This window comes from Actinoplanes nipponensis (assembly GCF_016862275.1).
Classification (GTDB): domain Bacteria; phylum Actinomycetota; class Actinomycetes; order Mycobacteriales; family Micromonosporaceae; genus Actinoplanes; species Actinoplanes nipponensis.
In genome coordinates this window covers 23,878-41,560 of sequence record NZ_BOMQ01000074.1, presented here as the reverse complement: position 1 = coordinate 41,560, position 17,683 = coordinate 23,878, and the positions used below count along the sequence as shown (strand labels likewise).

The 17,683-nt window shown below is 74.3% G+C and carries 16 protein-coding genes; 13 read left to right on the top strand and 3 right to left on the bottom strand.

Annotated features, from left to right (window positions below; all coding sequences use genetic code 11):
- The first annotated feature begins 37 nt into the window (after window positions 1-37).
- On the top strand, window positions 38-1,345 hold the full coding sequence (locus tag Ani05nite_RS31120; RefSeq protein WP_203774337.1) for an MFS transporter: 1,308 nt from the start codon (window positions 38-40) through the stop codon (window positions 1,343-1,345).
- 3 nt (window positions 1,346-1,348) lie between these two features.
- Here the strand turns inward: Ani05nite_RS31120 and Ani05nite_RS31115 are convergent, their stop codons facing one another.
- Window positions 1,349-2,758: a S8 family serine peptidase gene (locus Ani05nite_RS31115; protein WP_203774335.1), complete on the bottom strand. Its 1,410-nt coding sequence runs from the start codon at window positions 2,756-2,758 to the stop codon at window positions 1,349-1,351.
- Window positions 2,759-3,007: 249 nt separating this feature from the next.
- On the opposite strand from Ani05nite_RS31115, the gene Ani05nite_RS31110 reads away from it, so the two are divergent.
- From Ani05nite_RS31110 to Ani05nite_RS31095, 4 genes are all read left to right on the top strand, one after another.
- Window positions 3,008-3,418, top strand: coding sequence for a hypothetical protein (locus Ani05nite_RS31110; RefSeq protein WP_203774333.1), 411 nt, complete (start codon window positions 3,008-3,010; stop codon window positions 3,416-3,418).
- Window positions 3,419-3,611: 193 nt separating this feature from the next.
- Window positions 3,612-5,081 (top strand): pyridoxal phosphate-dependent decarboxylase family protein, encoded by a 1,470-nt coding sequence (locus Ani05nite_RS31105; RefSeq protein WP_203774331.1) that lies wholly within the window; start codon window positions 3,612-3,614, stop codon window positions 5,079-5,081.
- Window positions 5,082-5,086: 5 nt separating this feature from the next.
- On the top strand, window positions 5,087-5,650 hold the full coding sequence (locus Ani05nite_RS31100; RefSeq protein ID WP_203774329.1) for an NADH-quinone oxidoreductase subunit B: 564 nt from the start codon (window positions 5,087-5,089) through the stop codon (window positions 5,648-5,650).
- Window positions 5,651-5,679: 29 nt separating this feature from the next.
- A complete protein-coding gene (locus Ani05nite_RS31095; RefSeq protein ID WP_203774327.1) occupies window positions 5,680-6,981 on the top strand; it encodes a DUF2252 domain-containing protein in 1,302 nt (433 codons plus the stop codon).
- A gap of 1 nt (window position 6,982) precedes the next feature.
- Here the strand turns inward: Ani05nite_RS31095 and Ani05nite_RS31090 are convergent, their stop codons facing one another.
- Window positions 6,983-7,972: a hypothetical protein gene (locus Ani05nite_RS31090; protein WP_203774325.1), complete on the bottom strand. Its 990-nt coding sequence runs from the start codon at window positions 7,970-7,972 to the stop codon at window positions 6,983-6,985.
- Complete coding sequence (locus Ani05nite_RS31085; RefSeq protein WP_203774474.1) at window positions 7,965-8,510, bottom strand: RNA polymerase sigma factor; 546 nt, start codon at window positions 8,508-8,510, stop codon at window positions 7,965-7,967. The genes Ani05nite_RS31090 and Ani05nite_RS31085 overlap by 8 nt, the downstream gene beginning before the upstream one ends.
- Before the next feature lie 173 nt (window positions 8,511-8,683).
- Between Ani05nite_RS31085 and Ani05nite_RS31080 the strand changes: the two genes are divergently transcribed.
- The 8 genes from Ani05nite_RS31080 (at window position 8,684) to Ani05nite_RS31040 (ending at window position 17,226) form a co-directional block, all read left to right on the top strand.
- The gene (locus tag Ani05nite_RS31080; RefSeq protein WP_239130817.1) at window positions 8,684-9,706 is read left to right on the top strand and encodes an NADH-quinone oxidoreductase subunit C; all 1,023 of its coding nucleotides are present in this window, start codon (window positions 8,684-8,686) and stop codon (window positions 9,704-9,706) included.
- The gene (locus Ani05nite_RS31070; protein ID WP_203774321.1) at window positions 9,706-10,665 is read left to right on the top strand and encodes a complex I subunit 1/NuoH family protein; all 960 of its coding nucleotides are present in this window, start codon (window positions 9,706-9,708) and stop codon (window positions 10,663-10,665) included. Before Ani05nite_RS31080 ends, Ani05nite_RS31070 begins: the two co-directional genes overlap by 1 nt.
- An 80-nt stretch (window positions 10,666-10,745) precedes the next feature.
- Window positions 10,746-11,330, top strand: coding sequence for a NuoI/complex I 23 kDa subunit family protein (locus Ani05nite_RS31065; RefSeq protein WP_203774319.1), 585 nt, complete (start codon window positions 10,746-10,748; stop codon window positions 11,328-11,330).
- Window positions 11,327-11,842, top strand: coding sequence for an NADH-quinone oxidoreductase subunit J family protein (locus tag Ani05nite_RS31060; RefSeq protein ID WP_203774317.1), 516 nt, complete (start codon window positions 11,327-11,329; stop codon window positions 11,840-11,842). The genes Ani05nite_RS31065 and Ani05nite_RS31060 overlap by 4 nt, the downstream gene beginning before the upstream one ends.
- Window positions 11,842-12,213, top strand: coding sequence for an NADH-quinone oxidoreductase subunit NuoK (nuoK, locus tag Ani05nite_RS31055; RefSeq protein WP_203774315.1), 372 nt, complete (start codon window positions 11,842-11,844; stop codon window positions 12,211-12,213). Before Ani05nite_RS31060 ends, nuoK begins: the two co-directional genes overlap by 1 nt.
- A complete protein-coding gene (locus Ani05nite_RS31050) occupies window positions 12,210-14,126 on the top strand; it encodes an NADH-quinone oxidoreductase subunit 5 family protein (RefSeq protein ID WP_203774313.1) in 1,917 nt (638 codons plus the stop codon). Before nuoK ends, Ani05nite_RS31050 begins: the two co-directional genes overlap by 4 nt.
- Window positions 14,123-15,601, top strand: a complete 1,479-nt coding sequence (locus tag Ani05nite_RS31045; RefSeq protein ID WP_203774311.1) for a complex I subunit 4 family protein — start codon at window positions 14,123-14,125, stop codon at window positions 15,599-15,601. The genes Ani05nite_RS31050 and Ani05nite_RS31045 overlap by 4 nt, the downstream gene beginning before the upstream one ends.
- Window positions 15,598-17,226: an NADH-quinone oxidoreductase subunit N gene (locus tag Ani05nite_RS31040; RefSeq protein WP_203774309.1), complete on the top strand. Its 1,629-nt coding sequence runs from the start codon at window positions 15,598-15,600 to the stop codon at window positions 17,224-17,226. The genes Ani05nite_RS31045 and Ani05nite_RS31040 overlap by 4 nt, the downstream gene beginning before the upstream one ends.
- Window positions 17,227-17,683 lie beyond the last annotated feature (457 nt).

Below are 17,683 nucleotides of genomic sequence, written 5' to 3'. Positions count from 1 at the left end.
AGGCGTAGCGGCCCACCCATGGTTACCATCCGCGTCCATGACGGTCGCCGGTCCCTCGCACGACGTACAGCTGTCCCGCCGTGTCGTCACCGGATACTCCCTGGGCTCGCTGGTGACCGGACCTTTCGGGACAGTACCGGGTCTGCTCCTTTTGCCGTATCTGACGGACACGCTGGGGGTCGCCGCCGGCGTGGCGGGGCTGCTCGTGCTGCTGCCGAAAGCGTGGGACGTGCTGGTCAACCCGGTCGCGGGCCGGATCTCCGACCGCAGCGGCGACCGGCGCGGCTTCCTGCTCGGCGCGGGCCTGGCGCTGGGCGTGCTCTTCGCGGCCATCTTCGCCGGGCCGTTCGCCGCCGGCGCCGCGGCGGGCGCCTACGTCGCGGTGGCGTTCCTGGCCGCGGCCACCGCCTTCGCGTTCTTCCAGGTGCCCTACGTGGCCATGCCGGCCGAGCTGACCCGCGGCCGCGCCGAGCGCACCCGCCTGATGACCTGGCGGGTCGCCGTCCTGGCCCTGGCCATCCTGGTCTCCGGCGCGCTCGCCCCGCTGGTCGTCGACCTGGGCGGCGGCGGCCGGACCGGCCACCGGTGGTCCGGCGCCTTCGTCGGCGCGCTCATCGTCGTGGGCACGCTCGGCGTCTTCTTCGGTACGCGCACAGCGCCGTCCCGCACCGCGCCCGGCCAGGAGCCCAGCCTGCGCGCCCAGCTCCGGATCGCGGCGGCCAACGCGTCGTTCCGCCGCCTGCTGCTGTGCTACGTGGTCCAGGCGGCCGGCATCGGCACCATGCTCGCCGGCGTGCAGTACTTCGCCGACCACGTCATCGGCGCCGACTCCGGCGCGACGTTCCTGTTCGCCGCGTTCGTCGCCCCCGCGCTGCTGGTGATGCCGCTGTGGAGCCGGGTCGGCGCCCGCCACGGCAAGCGCCGGGGCCTGATCGCCGCGTCCCTGCTGTTCGCCGCCGGCGCCCTGGCCCTGCTGGCGGCGCCGGCGCTGCCCGGGCCGCCGATCTACCTGATCGTCGCCCTGGTCGGCTGCGGCTACGCCGGCCAGCAGGTCTTCGCCCTGGCCATGCTGCCCGACCTGATCGAGGGCGACACCGAGCGCACCGGACGCCGCCAGGCCGGGGTGTTCACCGGCCTGTGGACCGCCGGGGAGACCCTCGGCCTGGCCCTGGGCCCGGGCATCTACGCGCTGGTCCTGCAGCTCTTCGGCTACGTCTCGTCGTCCACCGGCGAGGCGGCGGCCCAGGACGCGACGGCCCGCCTCGGTGTCCTGCTCGGCTTCTCGCTCGTCCCGGCGGTGCTGGTCGGGCCGGCGGTCGGCCTGCTGCGCCGCTATCGCGACTAGACCTCAGTAGCCGCGGTCGTGGGCCAGCCCGATCGCCCGCAGCGCGTTGATCCGGCCGAACCCGTACCGGTCGTCCTGGCCGGCTTCCCCCAGCTCGTCCACCGCGCCGACCAGCAGGTCCGCGATGACGAAGCCGCGCTCCCGGGCCGCCACGGCGGTCCGGATCCGGGTCGCGCCGAGCAGCAGCGCCGCGGCGCCGGCCACGTGCGGCGCCGCCATGGACGTGCCGTTGAGCGCCGCCCACCCGCCGCCCGGCACGGCCGAGACGACGGCCACGCCCGGCGCGGTGACCTCCGGTTTCAGGTACGGCATGGGCAGCGCGGAACGGTCGATGAACTCCGACTCCGTCAGCACCTGGGTGCGCCCGCCGCTGAAGCCGGCCGGCCGGTCCAGGTGGTCGACCGCGCCGACCGACAGGGCGTAGAGATCGTTGCCGGGCAGGCCGGTGGTCTGCGCGCCCTGGTTGCCGATCGCGGCGATGACCGGAATGCCGTGCCGGAGCGCGGTGAGGATCGCCCGGGTGTAGACCGGCGGCGCCTGGGCCTCCACCACCAGGCCGCTCACGGACATGCTGATCACGTCGACGCCCTGGCCGATCAGCCAGGTCAGGCCGGCCAGCACCTGGGCGTCGGTGCCGCCGCGCTCGTCGAGCACCTTGCCGACGACGAGCCGGGCCTCCGGGGCCACGCCGATCCACTGGCCGCTGCTGTTTCCGCCGGCCAGGGTCCCGCAGCAGTGGGTGCCGTGGCCGACCGGGTCGTTCGCGGTGGCCGCCATGCGCTGACCGGCCGGCCCGAACTCGGCGAAGGCGGCTATCCGGCCGGCGAGATCGGGATGGCCGGCATCCACGCCGGTGTCGAGCACGCCGACGGTGACCCCGGCGCCGCGGGCCCCGTACGCGCCCCAGGCCGCCAGCGCGCCGATCCGCTCCACGCCCCACGAGCTGGCCCTGTTCTCCAGCACCTGCTCGGGGAGGTGGCCGGCCGTCACCATCGGCGGGGCGGGCAGCCGCCGATTCGGGTAGACGCCGGCGATGCCGTCGACCTCGTCGGCCAGGCCGCGCAGCTCCGCCACCGGGAGATCGAGCGCCACCGCGTCCGCCGCCCAGAGCCGCCCGCCCGCGTCCTCGTCGGCGCCCAGGGCCCGCTGGACGGCCGCATTCCCCAGCAGCGGGCCCAGCCACTTGCGGCCGTCGGCGCCGGCGGCGGGTTCGCGCGCGGCCGGAACGCCGGCGGTGAGGCTGCCGACGGCCGCGTCCGGACCGGGCCGGGCGGCAGCTTCCGGGGCTCCGGACCGGCGCGGGGGCAGGCAGTCGCGCGCGGTGGCGCCCAGCGCGCGCCGGGAGAGCACCGTTGCGGCCGCGCGGGCCAGCTCGGCCCGCTCGTCGCCGGGCGCCGCCATCTGCACGAGCACCGGGCGGGTCCGGCCGGAACCGTCCGCGATAATGCGATCTATCTGCCGGCGAATGGTTGCGGAATCCATCGATGCACCCCGTTCTTCGCATGATCGGATAATCGGGGAACTGCGCGAGATGTTATCACCGGGACGGCCCGCGTCACGACGGCGAAAGAACCGGAATCGTCGGCTCGTCGGCCGATCGCCATTGTCGGCGGTGCGCGATAAACCGGTATCGGAGCCGATGAAGCCGAACCGGGGAGTCCGATGACCACCGAACAGCCCGAACTGCGCCCGCTCAACCCGCTCAACCTCACCGTCGTCTCGCTGGAGCGATTCTTCTACGCCATGCGGACGATCGCCGAGAACGATCTCTGGGACGACGCCCACCGCCACCTGAAGTCGCGCGGTTGCGACACCATCGCGATCAGCGTCGAGCCGATCCTGGCGCTGCAGGGCATGCTGCGGAAGCGCCGCACGTCGTCCGGGGTCTCGCCGGCCGCCACGGCCGGCGCGACGGCCGGCATCACCGCCGGCGCGCCGCCGGAACGCACCCCGCAGGAGGAACGCGTCGACCGGTTCATCGCCAGCGCCTGCGCGCCGCCGCCGCACTACCCGCCGCGACCGCCGGACGACTGGCCGAAAGGACCTTGGGACCCGCCGATGTTGGAGGAATAGGCGCGATCGGGCGGCTTGGCCGGAAAGGGCCCGACGGCCGGAGGAAAAGTCCGCCGAAATGGCGTTCCGTCTTTGTCCGCGGCCCGCGGCGAGCCGGCACAAATCGCGCACCGGCGACCGCCCGGGGAAGGGAAATGCGCCGGGCCGCGGGCCGCGCTCGCCGAGGGGTCGGCCCGGGACTAGCTTGGTGGTCATGATCGAGGCGTTGCCGGGCACCGGCGTTCCGGGCGAGCAGGTGCTCGCCGAGTTGCGCGAGCTGCGGGCGGCCGACCTGCCCACGCACGGCGGGCGGCTGTTCGCCTACGTCTACGATCCCGCCGTGGCCGGGCTCGACGAGCTGGCCCACGCCGCGTACGCCGTCTCCGCGCACGTCAACGGCCTGGACCCGACCGCCTTCCCGTCCCTGCTGGCTATGGAGAACGCGCTGGTCGCGGCGGCCGGGCGGCTGCTCGGCGGCGGTCCCGGCACGGCCGCGCCCGAGGTGGCCGGCAGCGTCACCAGCGGCGGCACCGAGTCGCTGATCCTGGCCGTGAAGGCGGCCCGCGACGCCCACCCGGGGATCGACCGGCCGCGGCTGGTCGTCCCGTCCACCGCGCACGCCGCGTTCGCCAAGGCGGCGCACTACCTGCGGGTCGCCCTCGACGTGGTGCCGGTCGGCGCCGACCTGCGGGCCGATCCGCTCGCGACGGCGGCGGCCATCGGGCCGGAGACCGTGCTCGTCGCGGCCTCGGCGCCGAGCTACGCGCACGGCGTGGTCGACCCGATCCCGCAGCTGGCGGCGCTCGCCGCCGAGCGGGGCGTGCGGTTCCACGTCGACGCCTGCTTCGGCGGCTGGGTGCTGCCGTACCTGCGGCGGCTCGGCGCCGACCTGCCGGACTTCGACTTCACCGTCCCCGGCGTCACCAGCATCTCGGTCGACCTGCACAAGTACGCGTACGCGCCCAAGGGCGTCTCCGTGCTGTTGCACCGGGACGCGGCGCTGCGGATGCCGCAGTTCTTCGCGTACGCGGACTGGCCCGGCTACACGATGGTGAACCCGGTGATCTCGTCCACCCGCTCCGGCGGGCCCATCGCGGCCGCCCTGGCCACCCTGCGCCACCTGGGCGACGACGGCTACCTGCGGCTGGCCGGGCACACCCGGGACGCGGTCGCCGTGCTCGCCGGCGCGGTCGAGGCCACCGCCGGCGTACGCCTGTTCGCCCCACCCGAGACCACCGTGGTGTGCCTGGCCACCGAACCGGACGTCGACCTGTTCGTGCTCGCCGACGAGCTGGCGGCGCGCGGCTGGCACACCCAGCCCCAGCTCGCGTACGGGGGCCTGCCCGCGACCATCCACCTCACGGTGACCGCCGCGGTCGGCGCGACCGCCGCCGACTTCGGCCCGGACCTCGCCGCCGCGATCGCCGCGACTCGCGCCCGCGGCCCGGTGGCGCTGCCGCCCGCCCTGCTCGAGGCGGCCGGCGCGCTGACCCCGCAGATGGTGACGCCCGACCTGGTCGAAGGGCTGGCCGCCGGGCTCGGGCTCGGGCTCGGCGAGGACGTCGGCGGCCGGATGGCCGCGGTCAACTCGCTGCTGGACGTGGCGCCGCCCGCGCTGCGCGAGGCCCTGCTGGCCGGCTTCCTGAGCCTGCTCCAGCGGCCCTCGTGGCACGGGGTAGGTTGACGAGCGTGTCCGGTCTGCCAGGAGTGCTCGGAGATCCCATCAAGTTCGTGCTGAACTGGGGTCGCCGCTACTCGCTGTGGGTCTTCAACTTCGGCCTGGCCTGCTGCGCGATCGAGTTCATCGCGACCAGCATGGGCCGGCACGACTTCATGCGGCTCGGCGTGATCCCGTTCGCCCACGGCCCGCGCCAGGCCGACCTGATGGTGGTCTCCGGCACGGTCACCGACAAGATGGCCCCCGCGATCCGCCGGCTCTACGACCAGATGCCCGAGCCCAAGTACGTCATCTCGTTCGGCTCCTGCTCCAACTGCGGCGGGCCGTACTGGGACTCGTACTCGGTGACCAAGGGCGTCGACCAGCTCATTCCGGTCGACGTCTACGTGCCCGGCTGCCCGCCCCGGCCGGAGGCGCTGCTGCACGGCATCCTCCAGCTGCAGGAGAAGATCGCGGCCGAGCAGTCCGGCCCGGGCGGGGTGCACCGGCCCGACCCGCTCGTCCCCGGCCCGCCCGCGACGCGGCCCCGCGACGCAGCCTCGCTGACGGCCCCGGCGGTCAAACGGCCCGTCTGACAGTGTGCGGTACGGCTACTCTGCCCCTCATGAGCGACCAGTACCGCGCGGACTTCATCATCGACGTACTGACCAGGGAGTTCGGCGCCCTCATGGCGCTGGACCCGGCGGCCTTCCGGCGCAAGTTCCGGAAGATGGCCGCGTCGCCGTTCGCGTTCTACCGCGGTAGCGCGTCGCTGTTCTACGCCGACCTGACCGGGGCCTACCGCGACGACACCTTCCTCGACGAGCGGACCAGCCGGGTGTGGATCCACGGCGACCTGCACGCCGAGAACTTCGGCACCTACATGAACTCCTCCGGCCAGCTCGTCTTCAACGTCAACGACTTCGACGAGGCCTACGTCGGCCCGTTCGTCTGGGACCTCAAGCGGTTCTGCGCCAGCGTGGCCCTGATCGGCTACAGCAAGGCGCTCTCCGACGACGTGATCACCGAGCTGGTCGGCACGTTCGCGCGGGCCTACCTGACCGAGCTGCGCGCGCTGGCGGCCGGCGGCGACGACGCGATCGGCTCGATCACCCTGGACAACGCCGACGGCGTGCTGCGCCGGGTGCTCCAGGAGGCCCGGCTCAACACCCGGGTCGACCTGCTGGCCGGGCAGACCACGATCGACGACTACGAGCGCCGGTTCTCCCTGGGCGACGGCGTGTACGACGTCGACGAGCCCACCGCCGCCACGGTCCGCGCCGCCTTCCAGGACTACCTGCACACGCTGCCCTCGCAGGGCGACTCGGTGTCCACCAACATCAAGGACATCAAGCTGCGCAAGGGGGTCGGCATCGGGTCGGCCGGGCTGCCGTCGTACAACCTGCTGCTGGAGGGGCACACCCAGGCGCTGGAGAACGACGTCATCATCTACATGAAGCAGGCGCAGGTGCCGGCCGTGGCGCGGTGGATCGACGACGAGCGGGTCCGGTCCTACTTCCGGCACCAGGGCCACCGCACCGCCGAGTCGCAGCGGGCCCTGCAGGCGCACGCCGACCCGTGGCTGGGCTACACCGAGCTGGGCGGCATCGGCCAGCTCGTCGCCGAGGTCTCGCCGTACGCGGCCGACCTGGACTGGGCCGACGTGAACGAGTCGGAGGAGCTCAGCGGCGTCGTGGCCGACCTGGGCCGTGCGGTGGCCCGGATGCACTCGGTGGCCGACGACGAGTCCAGTCACGACCTGGTCGACTTCTCCACCGAGGAGGCCATCGTGGCCGCCGTCGACAAGGACGAGGCCGGCTTCCTCGCGCTGCTGGTGGACTTCGCCCACCGGTACGGCGACCAGGCCCGCGAGGACCACCAGGACTTCGTCGACGTGTTCCGCAACGGCCGCCTCCCCGGCCTGTGACTCAGCGGGGCAGGAACTGGAACGCGGCTTCCCCGGGCGCCGGTGACGCGCTGCCGTAGGTCAGCGTCAGGTTGACCGGCCGGTTGCGGATCTTCCCGACCACGAGGTCCTGCCGCTTCGGCGGGTACTGGCAGGCCACCGCGTAGGTCCGGGTCGCGGCCACGGTGCCCTCCGGGTCGGCGGCGCTGCGGGCCTGCCGCAGCGTGACCCGCAGGGTGCCGGTGCCGGCGCACGCCACGGCCAGCCGGAAGTCGCCGTTCAACGGCGTCCAGCCGCTGTCCAGGCGCCGGCCCGACACCTCGCCGCCGCCACCCCAGCCCGAGCCCGGCGGCAGGTCCTGGGGCACGACGCCGCCCGGGTCGTTGGTCTCCGTCCGGGCGGCGGGCCGGCCCGTGTCGCTGGTCGCGCGGTACGCGAAGCCCGCCCGCCCGCGCGCGCTGTCGACGTCGACGAGCTCCACGGTGATGTCGACGAACCGGCCCAGCACGAAGGTGGCCTCGGCCGGCAGCGGCTCGGCCGTGCACTGCGCGGTCAGCCGGGCCACCTCGACCCGTTCCGTCGAGCCGCTCTCGCTGCCCGGCGTGCCCCGGACCAGCAGCGTCACCGATCCGGCGCCCGCGCAGGCGATCTGCAGGTCGATCTCGCCGAGGTAGATCTGCTCGGTGGCGCTGACGAAGCCGGTGACCGGGCCGCGGCGCGAGAACACGGCCGGCCCGGGATTGCCGGCCGTCACCGCCCGGTCGGCCACCCCGGTCAGGCGGTCCAGTTCGGTCTGCGGTAGGGAGTCCGCGGCGGGGACGCGAGGCCGGGACGGGAAGCCGAGCAGGGCCACGGTGCCGCTCAGCGCGAGCAGCAGCACGCCGGCGAAGGCGGCGGTCGCGGTGCGGCGGCGGCGCACGGTACGGCGTACCCGGTCCACGCCGGGCGGCCGGATCCGCGGCATCGTGTCGGCCCGCAGGCCGGCGAAGAGGTCCTCGAGGTCGTCAGCCACGGCGCACCTCCATGGTGTCGGCGCCGAGCTGGGTCGCGAGCGCGGCCCGGGCGCGGTGCAGCCACGACTTGACCGTGCCCTCGGCGACACCCTCCCGCTCGGCGATCTCGGCGATGCTGAGGTCGGCGAGGTAGCGCAGCACCATCGCCCGGCGCTGGGCGGCCGGCAGCGTGGCCAGGGCGGCGACCAGCGCCACCCGGTCCGGCCCCGGGCCGTCGAGCCGGGCCTCGTCGCGGCGCTGCCGGCGCAGGAAGTTCAGCGCCGTCCGGGTACGCCGCCAGCGGCTGACGGCCAGATTCCAGGCCACCCGGCGGATCCACGCCACCGGGTCGTCGTACCGGCTCACCGTCTTCCACCGCCCGTACGCGCGGCAGAAGGCCTCCTGGACCACGTCCTGCGCCTCCTGGTGGTCCCCGAAGTAGGCGTAGAGCTGCACCGTCAGGTCGCCGAAGTGCCCGGCGTACACCTCGTCGAAGGTCGGCGGGTCGTCGTGCACGGCTGCTGGCGTCTCCGGTTCGGCTCTGGCGCCCAGGGTCATGGCCTGCGCTGTCACGGGCACTACACGTGCCACCGGCGCGATCGGTTGCGGCGGACCCTGCCACAGATCCGCGCGTCCCGCTGTCCCGGCGGCGACGCCCCGGAAGGGGGTCGGCCGGCGCGGTCCTCGCGGTGGCCCGGAGCCGGTCCGCGCCGGATCATAGGATGTGCGGCATGACCCCCGAAGAGGCCGGCGAGCGGATGGTCGCCCTGCTGACGGCAGACGCGACCGACGCACCCGCCGAGGGCCCGATCACCACCGGCGTGTCCGGCGGTGGCCCCGGCCACGAACGGGCCGTCGTCGACGTGCCGGGCGCGCTGTGGTGGGCGGCGGTCGACGCCGCCCGTGACCCCGGCGGCCTGGGCTGCGACTTCTTCGACTGGCTGTCGGCGGTCGACGAGCTGGACGAGGGCTTCACCGTCGTGGCCCACCTGTGGTCCACCCGGCGCCGGCACGGGGTGCTGCTGCGGGCCCGGGTCGCCCGCGACAACCCGGTCGTCGAGTCGGTGATCGACCTGTTCCCGGGCGCGGCCTGGCACGAGCGCGAGACCCACGAGATGTTCGGCATCGGGTTCTCCCGCCACCCCGACCTGCGGCCGCTGCTGCTGCCGCCGGGCTTCGAGGGCAACCCGCTGCGCAAGGAGTTCGTGCTGGCCTCGCGGGTCGCCAAGGCCTGGCCCGGGGCCAAGGAGCCGGGCGAGTCCGAGGCGGGCACGGCCAAGCGGGCCCCGATGCGCCCGCCGGGCGTGCCGGACCCGAACGAGTGGGGCCCGATGAAGGGCAAGATCCCGCCGCCGGAGACCCCGGCCCGCCGCGCGCCGGGCGAGCGTCCCACCCGGGCCGGCGGCGCCGTCCCGGGCGGGGACCGTCCGGCCCGCCCCGCGGGGGAGCGCCCGGCCCGTCCGGCCGGGGAGCGCCCGGCCCGTCCGGCGGGTGACCGCCCGGCCCGTCCGGTCCGCCCGGCGGGCGACCGTCCGGCGCCGGACGGGGCGGCGACGGACCAGGCGGGGACGGTGGCCGCCGGGCAGGCCGAGGCCGCCGAGGCCGGTGACCGCGCCGGTGCGGAGCAGACCGCCGCCGACCAGGCGCCACCGCCCGCCGCGCCCCCGGCCACCCCGCCGGAGGTCGGCACCCCGCCGGAGACCAGCACGCCGCCGGAGACCGGCCCCGCGCAGACCGACGGGAAGGACGCCTGATGCCGCTCTGGCTCGATCTGCTCGTGCGGGTCGTCGCGGTCGTCGCCGCCTTCCTGGTGGTGCCGCTGGTCGTCGGCCAGATGGAACACAAGGTCATGGCCCACATGCAGAGCCGCCTCGGCCCGATGTACGCGGGCGGCTTCCACGGCTGGGCGCAACTGGTCGCCGACGGCGTCAAGTTCGTCCAGAAGGAGGACATCACCCCGCGCGACGCGGACCGCCCGGTGTTCCGGCTCGCGCCGCTGGTGGCGCTCTTCCCGTACCTCGTCGTGCTGCTGGCCATCCCGCTCGGGCCCGGCGGCCTGGTCGCCCAGCCGATGGACGTGGGGTTGTTCTTCGTGCTCGCCGTGCTCGGCGTGGGCGTGGTCGCGGTGCTGATGTCGGCCTGGGCCTCGGCGAACAAGTACAGCCTGCTGGGCGGCCTGCGCGGCGCGGCGCAGCTGCTCGGCTACGAGCTGCCGCTGGTGCTGTCGGCCGCGAGCGTGGCGATGGCCGCGGGCACGCTCAGCCTGCCCGGCATCGTCGCGGCGTGGTCGCCGTGGTGGCTGCTCTGGCAGGCGCCCGCCGCGCTGGTGTTCTTCGTCTCCGGGCTCGCCGAGATCCGCCGGCCGCCGTTCGACATGCCGATCGCCGACTCGGAGCTGGTCTTCGGCTACATGACCGAGTACACCGGGCTGCGCTTCGCCTTCTTCCTGCTCGCCGAGTACGTGGGCATCGTGGTGATCGCCGCGCTGACCACGGTGCTGTTCCTCGGCGGCTGGCACGGCCCGGACCCGGCGCACCTGGGCTGGCTCTGGACGCTGGCCAAGGTCTTCGCCGTGTCCTTCGTGGTCATCTGGCTGCGGGTCAGCTATCCGCGGCTGCGCGAGGACCAGCTCCAGCGGCTGTGCTGGCTGGTGCTGGTGCCGGTGGCGCTGGCGCAACTGGTGCTCACCGCCGTCGTGAAGCTCGCGCTGTAGGAGGGGTCACGCCGCCCTCGGCGAGGAAGAAGCGGGGGTGTGCTCGCCTCGGCCGGGGGGACCGGGCAGGATATGCCCTTATGAGCGAGCAGGGAGATCGGCACACGCCGGGCCGGGGCCTGATCAACGGCCTCGCCGTCACGCTCAAGACGATGACCAGGCGCAGCGGCACCCAGCAGTATCCGGACGTGGAGCCGGAGCTGCCACCGCGCTCGCGCGGGGTGATCGCCCTGCTCGAGGAGAACTGCACGGTCTGCATGCTGTGCGCCCGCGAGTGCCCCGACTGGTGCATCTACATCGACTCGCACAAGGAGGAGGTCGTCGTCCCCGGGGCCGCCCGGGCCCGGCAGCGCAACGTCCTCGACAAGTTCGACATCGACTTCTCCCTGTGCATGTACTGCGGCATCTGCATCGAGGTCTGCCCGTTCGACGCGCTGCACTGGACGCCCGAGTTCGAGTACGCCGAGACCGACGTCCTCAACCTGCTGCACGACAAGAACCGCCTCGGCGACTGGATGCGGACCGTTCCGCCGCCGCCCGCCCACGACGTGCTGGGCGAGCCCTCGAAGGAGGAGGCCACCGCCGCGCGCAAGGCCGCCGGTCCCGGCGCGCCGACCCCGGCCCAGACCGCCCGCCCCGCCGTACGCCCGGAGCCGAAACCGTGACGGTCGCCGACGTGCTGCTGCTCGCGCTGGGGGCGGTGGCGGTGGGCTCGGGCGCGGCGGTGGTCACCAGCGACCATCTGGTCCGTTCCGGGCTCTACCTGGTGGTCAGCCTGGGCGCGATGGCCGGCCTGTACCTGGTCCTGGGGGCCGAGCTGGTCGCCTGGGTGCAGGTCCTGGTCTACGTCGGCGCGGTGGTCGTGCTGCTGCTCTTCGCGGTGATGCTGACCCGCGCCCCGATCGGGCCGTCGCCGGACCTGGACCGCCCGGCCTGGCCGGCGCTGATCGTCGGCGGCGGGGTCGGGCTGGGCCTGGCCGCGTTGCTCGCCGACGCGTTCCGCTGGACGCTCTACGACCGCCCCGAGCCGGGCACCACCGAGCGGATGGGCACGCAGATCTTCGGCCAGTGGGTGCTGCCGTTCGAGGTGCTGTCCATCCTGCTGCTGTCCGCCCTGGTCGGCGCGATCGTGCTGTCGCGCCCGGACATCGGCGCCCGCACGGGGGAGGAGGCCTGATGCACGCGGTCATCCCGTACGTGACCGGCGCGCTGCTCTTCGGGCTCGGCGTCTACGGCGTGCTGCGCCGGCGCAACGCGATCCTGGTGCTGATGGCCGTGGAGCTCATGCTCAACGCGGTCAATCTGATCTTCGTCACCGCCGACGCCGCGGTCCGGGCCACCCTGGTCGGCGTGCAGGTCGAGGCGTGGGCCTATCCGAACGGCCGGCCGGCGCACTCCGGCGGCGTGTTCGCGCTCTTCGTGATCGTGCTGGCGGCCGCCGAGGTAGGCGTGGGCCTGGCCATCGTGCTGCAGTATTACCGGATGCGGCGGGCGGTGCACGTCGACGAGGTCGCCCTGCACCACGAGGACGAGCAGGTCGGCCGGTGATCACCCAGATCCTCGGGACGGCGCTGTTCGGCGTACCGGTGCTGCTCGGTCTGGCCGGGCTGCTGCTGCCCGCCGGCGACGCGGGCCGCTCCGGTCGCCGCCCGGCCGCGGCCCTCGGCATCCTCGGCGCGGCGCTCGCGCTCGCCGACGTGGTCTTCCTGCTGGCCGCCACCGACAAACCGATCGACCACAGCGTCGAGGTGGCCCGCTTCGGCGACCTGGCGGTGACCTTCGGCGTCTCGCTCGGCCCGGCGGCGCTCTACGTCGCGCTGGCCGTCACGGTCGTCGCGCTCGCCGTGCAGGTCTACTCGGTCGGCTACCTGCACGACGACCCCCGGTACGCGCCCTACGCCGCCCAGGTCGGCATCTTCACCGGGGCGATGCTGCTGGTGGTCTCGGCCAACGACCTGATCATGCTGCTGGTCGGCTGGGAGGTGATGGGCCTCTGCTCGTACCTGCTGATCGGCCACGACCGGCGGCTGCCCGAGGCGCCCCGGGCCGCGGTGAAGGCGTTCCTGGTGACCCGGGTCGGCGACGTCGGCTTCCTGCTCGGCATCGCCCTGCTCGGCGTCTCGGCCGGCAGTTTCCGGATCGCCGACGTGCTGGCGAACGCGCCCAGCCACCTGACCATCGCCGGCCTGACCGTCGCGCTGCTGCTCATCCTGGCCGGGGTGGCCGGCAAGAGCGCCCAGTTCCCGCTGCACACCTGGCTGCCGGACGCGATGGCCGGTCCGACCCCGATCTCCGCCCTCATCCACGCCGCCACCATGGTCGCCGCGGGCGTCTACGTCGTCTTCCGGCTCTTCCCGCTGTTCGCCCGCTCGCCCGGCGCGCTGGCCGTGCTCGGCGTCATGGCGGCGATCACCCTGCTGCTCGGCGCGCTCGCGGCCACCGCGCAGGACGATCTCAAACGGGTCCTGGCCTGGTCCACCGTCTCGCAGATCGGCTACATGACCGGCGCCCTGGCCGTCGGCGCCCCCGCCGCCGCCCTGTTCCACCTGCTCACCCACGCCGCCTTCAAGGCGCTGCTGTTCCTGGCCGCGGGCGGCGTGATCCACGCCGTCGGCACCAACCTGATGTCCCGGATGGGCGGCCTGCGCACCCACCTGCCCGCGACCTTCTGGGCGTTCGTGGTCGGGCTGGGCGCCCTGGCCGGGCTGCCGCCGCTGGCCGGCTTCTGGTCCAAGGAGAACGTGCTGGTCGCCGCCGCGCACGCCACCGAGGGCGAGGGCCCGGCGCCGGCCTGGGTCGGCTGGGTGGTCTGGCTGGCCGGCCTGCTCGGCGTCGCGATCACCGCCTGGTACGCGACCCGCCTGTTGCTGCGGACGTTCTTCGGCCCCGAGCGGTCACGCACCGAGCAGTGGCACGTCGGTTTCGACGACGCCCGCTACGAGCGGGAACACGGCGCCCCGCACGACCCGCCCCGGCTGATGCGCTGGCCGGTGCAGGTGCTCGCGGTCCCGGCCGCGTTGCTCGGCCTGGTGGCCTTCCTGCCCGGCTTCCGCAGCGCGCTGGAGCTCGAACCGCCGCACCTGGAGATCAGCATCGTGCTGCCCCTGCTTCTGCTCGCCCTCGGCGCGGGCAGCGCGTGGTGGCTGTGGCACACCGCCCCGGGCGTGGACCCGGCGCGGGCCCTGGGCCGGTGGCGGCCGTTGTTCGCCGCCGGCTTCCGGCTCGACGACGTGCAGGACCGCCTGGTGGTACGCCCGGTACGCGCGCTCGCCGCCGCCCTGCGCCTGGTCGACGAGCGGGTGGTCGACGCGGCCGTCGAGGGCGCCGGGACATCCACCAGCCGCCTCGGCCAGACACTGGCGAACGCCCACCGCGCGGCCCTGCCCCGGGCGGCGGTCGCGGTCTTCGCCGGCGCCCTGGTGCTGGGCGTCGTCGCGGCGATCTACGGAGCCGCCTCATGACCGACCTGCTGCTCGTGTCGGTGCTCGCCGTGCCGGCCCTCGGCGCCCTGGTCGTGGCCCTGCTGCCGGCCGCCCGCGATCGGGCCGCCCGCATCGTGGCGACGGTCTTCGCGGCGGTCACCTTCGTGCTGACCGCCCTGCTCGCGGTGCCGCGTCCGGCCCGCGCCGGGATGCCGTGGAGCGACGTGGACGTGGCCTGGGTGCCGGCCCTCGCCGTCCGCTTCCACCTGGGCGTCGACGGCATCTCGTACCCGCTGGTGGTGCTCACCGGCCTGCTGACGCTGCTCTGCTGCGCGTACACGGTGTGGCGGGTGCCCGGCGGCGGCCGCGGCCGGATCCTGGCGGCGCTGCTGCTGGTGCTCGAGGTGGGCATCCTGGGCACGTTCCTCGCCCTGGACCTGGTGCTGTTCTTCCTCTTCTTCGAGGTCGTCCTGCTGCCGATGTACGCGGTCATCGCCGGCTGGGGCGGCCCGGAGCGCCGCCGCGCCGCGCGCAAGTTCGTGCTCTACACCCTGTTCGGCTCGGTGCTGCTGCTGCTCGGCGTCTTCACCGTGGTCGTCGCGGCCGGCACCGGCGACCTGGTGACCCTGGCCGGCGGCGCGGGCCTGTCCCGCACGGTGCAGTACACGGCGTTCGCCCTGTTCGCGGTGGCCTTCGCGGTGAAGGCGCCGCTGTGGCCGCTGCACACCTGGCTGCCGGACGCGCACACCGAGGCGCCGACGGTGGGCAGCGTGATCCTCGCCGGCGTCCTGCTGAAGATGGGCACGTACGGCCTGATCCGGGTCGGCGTGGGGGTGGCCCCGCTGGGCGCCGCCCGGGCGGCGCCGGCGCTGGGCATCCTCGCCGTGGCCGCGATCCTCGTGGGGTCGCTGGTGTGCCTGCGGCAGACCGAGCTCAAGCGGCTCATCGCCTATTCCAGCGTCGGGCACATGGGCTTCGTGCTGCTGGGCATCGCGACGCTCACGGTGACCGGCCTGCAGGCCGCCCTGATCGGCAACGTGGCCCACGGCATCATCACCGGCCTGCTGTTCTTCCTGGCCGGGGCGGTCAAGGACCGGGCCCACACCGGCTCGCTGGCCGACCTCGGCGGGCTGCGCGAGACCGCGCCGCGGCTGGCCGGCCTGCTCGGCTTCGCCGCGATCGCGTCGCTGGGCCTGCCCGGCCTGGCGGGCTTCTGGGGCGAGGCGTTCGCCGTGGTGGCCGCGGTCGAGCGCGGAGGCCCACTGTGGCTCACGTGCGCGGTGCTCGCGGCGGCCGGGGGCGCCCTGACCGCGGCGTACTTCCTGCGCCTGCTCCGCCGCGTGACACACGGCCCGGCTACCCCCGCGGTCACCGGCCTGCCGGGCATCAGCCGCCCGGAGTGGCTGGCGTGGTCGCCGCTGGTGCTGCTCGCCCTGGCCGTGGGGCTGGTGCCGGCCCTGGTGCTCGCCGCGGCCGCCGACCCGGTGGCCGCCCTGACCGGAGCCGTGCCATGACCCAGACCGTGAACCACTTCGCCCTGCTGCCGCTCTACGCCGCGGGCGGGGCCGCGCTGCTCGTGCTGGTGATGGAGCTCGCCTTCGGCCGGTTCGTGCTGCCCGCGGGCATCGCCGGCGGCCTGGCCACGATCGGCGCGGCGGTCGCGCTGGGCCTGCGCCCGGCCTCGACCTTCTGCGGCCCCGAGCACTGCTCCTGGGTCGGCGGCCCGCAGGCGGCGGTGGTCACGGTGCTGTTCGCGGCGCTGACGGTCGGCGTGCTGATGCTGTCGGCCCCGGCGCTGCGCGCGGGCATCGCCCCGCCCGGCGAGTTCTGCTTCCTGCTGATCTGCTCGATGGCCGGGGGAGTGGTCATCGCGTACGCGGGCGACCTGATCACCCTGATCGTCGGCCTGGAGACGCTGACCCTGCCGCTGTACGTGCTGGTGGGCCTGCGCCGCTTCGCCCCCCGCGAGCGCGTGACCACCACGGGCGCCTCCGCCGCGGTGACGTTCTTCCTGGTCAGCGTCATCTCCACGGCGATCGCCCTGCTCGGTGCGGCGCTGCTGTTCGCCTCCACCGGCGTGCTGTACCTCGCGGTGCTGACCGGTGGCACGGGCCCGCGTGCGCCGCTCGCGGCGGTCGGCGGCACGCTGCTGGTGGTCGGCTTCGCGTTCAAGGTGGCGGCGGTGCCGCTGCACGCGTGGGCGCCGGCCACGTACGACGGCGCCCCGGTGCCGGTGGCGGCGTACCTGTCGACGGCGTCGAAGCTGGGCGGCGTGGTCGCGCTGGCCGCGATCGTGCAACGGCTGGACACCGGGCCGCTGGTGGCGGTGCTGGCCGTGCTGACCATGACGGTGGGCAACCTGGTGGCGCTGCGCCAGACCCGGACCGTACGGCTGCTGGCCTGGTCGTCGGTGGCGCAGGCGGGCTACATCCTGGCGCCGCTGGCGGTGGGCTCGGCGGGCGTGCCGGCGGCCATCGCGTACGCGGTCTTCTTCGTGGTGCTGGAATTCCTGGCGTTCGCGGTGGTGGTGGCGGTCCGCGGCCGCTCCCGTGACGGCGGTGAGCTGACGGACCTGCGCGGCGTGGGCCTGCGCAACCCGTGGCTGGGCGCGACCCTGGTGCTGGCCCTGGCGGGACTGGCGGGCCTGCCGCCGGGCCTGTCCGGCCTGTTCGCCAAGGTGACGATCGTGGCGGCCCTGATCAACGCGGGCTGGGGCTGGCTGGCCGGCGTGGTGGTCCTGAACGCGGTCATAGCCCTGGCCTACTACGTACGGGTGAGCGCCCTGCTCTACACCCGCCCGACCACACCCGGCATCGCCTTCGCCGCACTGCCCGACCAGCACCCGGTGCCGGCGGAGGAACCGACTGCACCCGCACCCACGCTGTCGTCCCCCGCGGCTCCCCCGCCCGGCCCAGCGTCGCCGGCGCCGCCGCTCGCTGGCGACACTCCGGAGGCCACCCCGGCTCCTGCCGCGACCGGCACCGTGACCGGCGTGCTGGACCCCAACCTGCTCGAAAAGGCGACCCACCCCCGGGTCCAGGTGCCCCGCCCGGTGGCCGCGGCGATCGCGGTGGCCGCCACGGCGACCATCATCCTGGGCTTCGCCCCACAATGGATCTTCGACGCCCTCCTCGGCTGACCGGCACTCGTCCCTCCCGTTCCTGGCCCCTCGCCCAACGCCCTGTGTCGACTGATGGGTGACTGCCGGCCCAGCGGTCGATGCGCAGCGGCGTCAGCCTGACCAGCGGTATGCCGTCATCCGACCGCCCACCGCCCACCGCGCCCCCTGGCTGCCTCCCAGGTGCGGATCTTGATGCGTTCGGGTGAGTTTCGGGGTGCCGCTGCTTCAAGATTCAGTGCCGAGCCGAGTGCCAAGCGACGTCAGCGCTGGTCGTCGGATGCCGACTACCGGGAGTGGCCCCTTGTCGGCCTGCAGGTGCGGATCTTGATGCATCCGGGTGGGCTTTGGGGTGCCGCTGCTTCAAGATTCAGTGCCGAGCCGAGTGCCAAGCGACGATCGTCGGATGCCGAACACCTACAGCACTCCTTGTCTGCCTCCCTCGCGGATCTTGATGCGCTCGGGTGCGTTTCGGGGC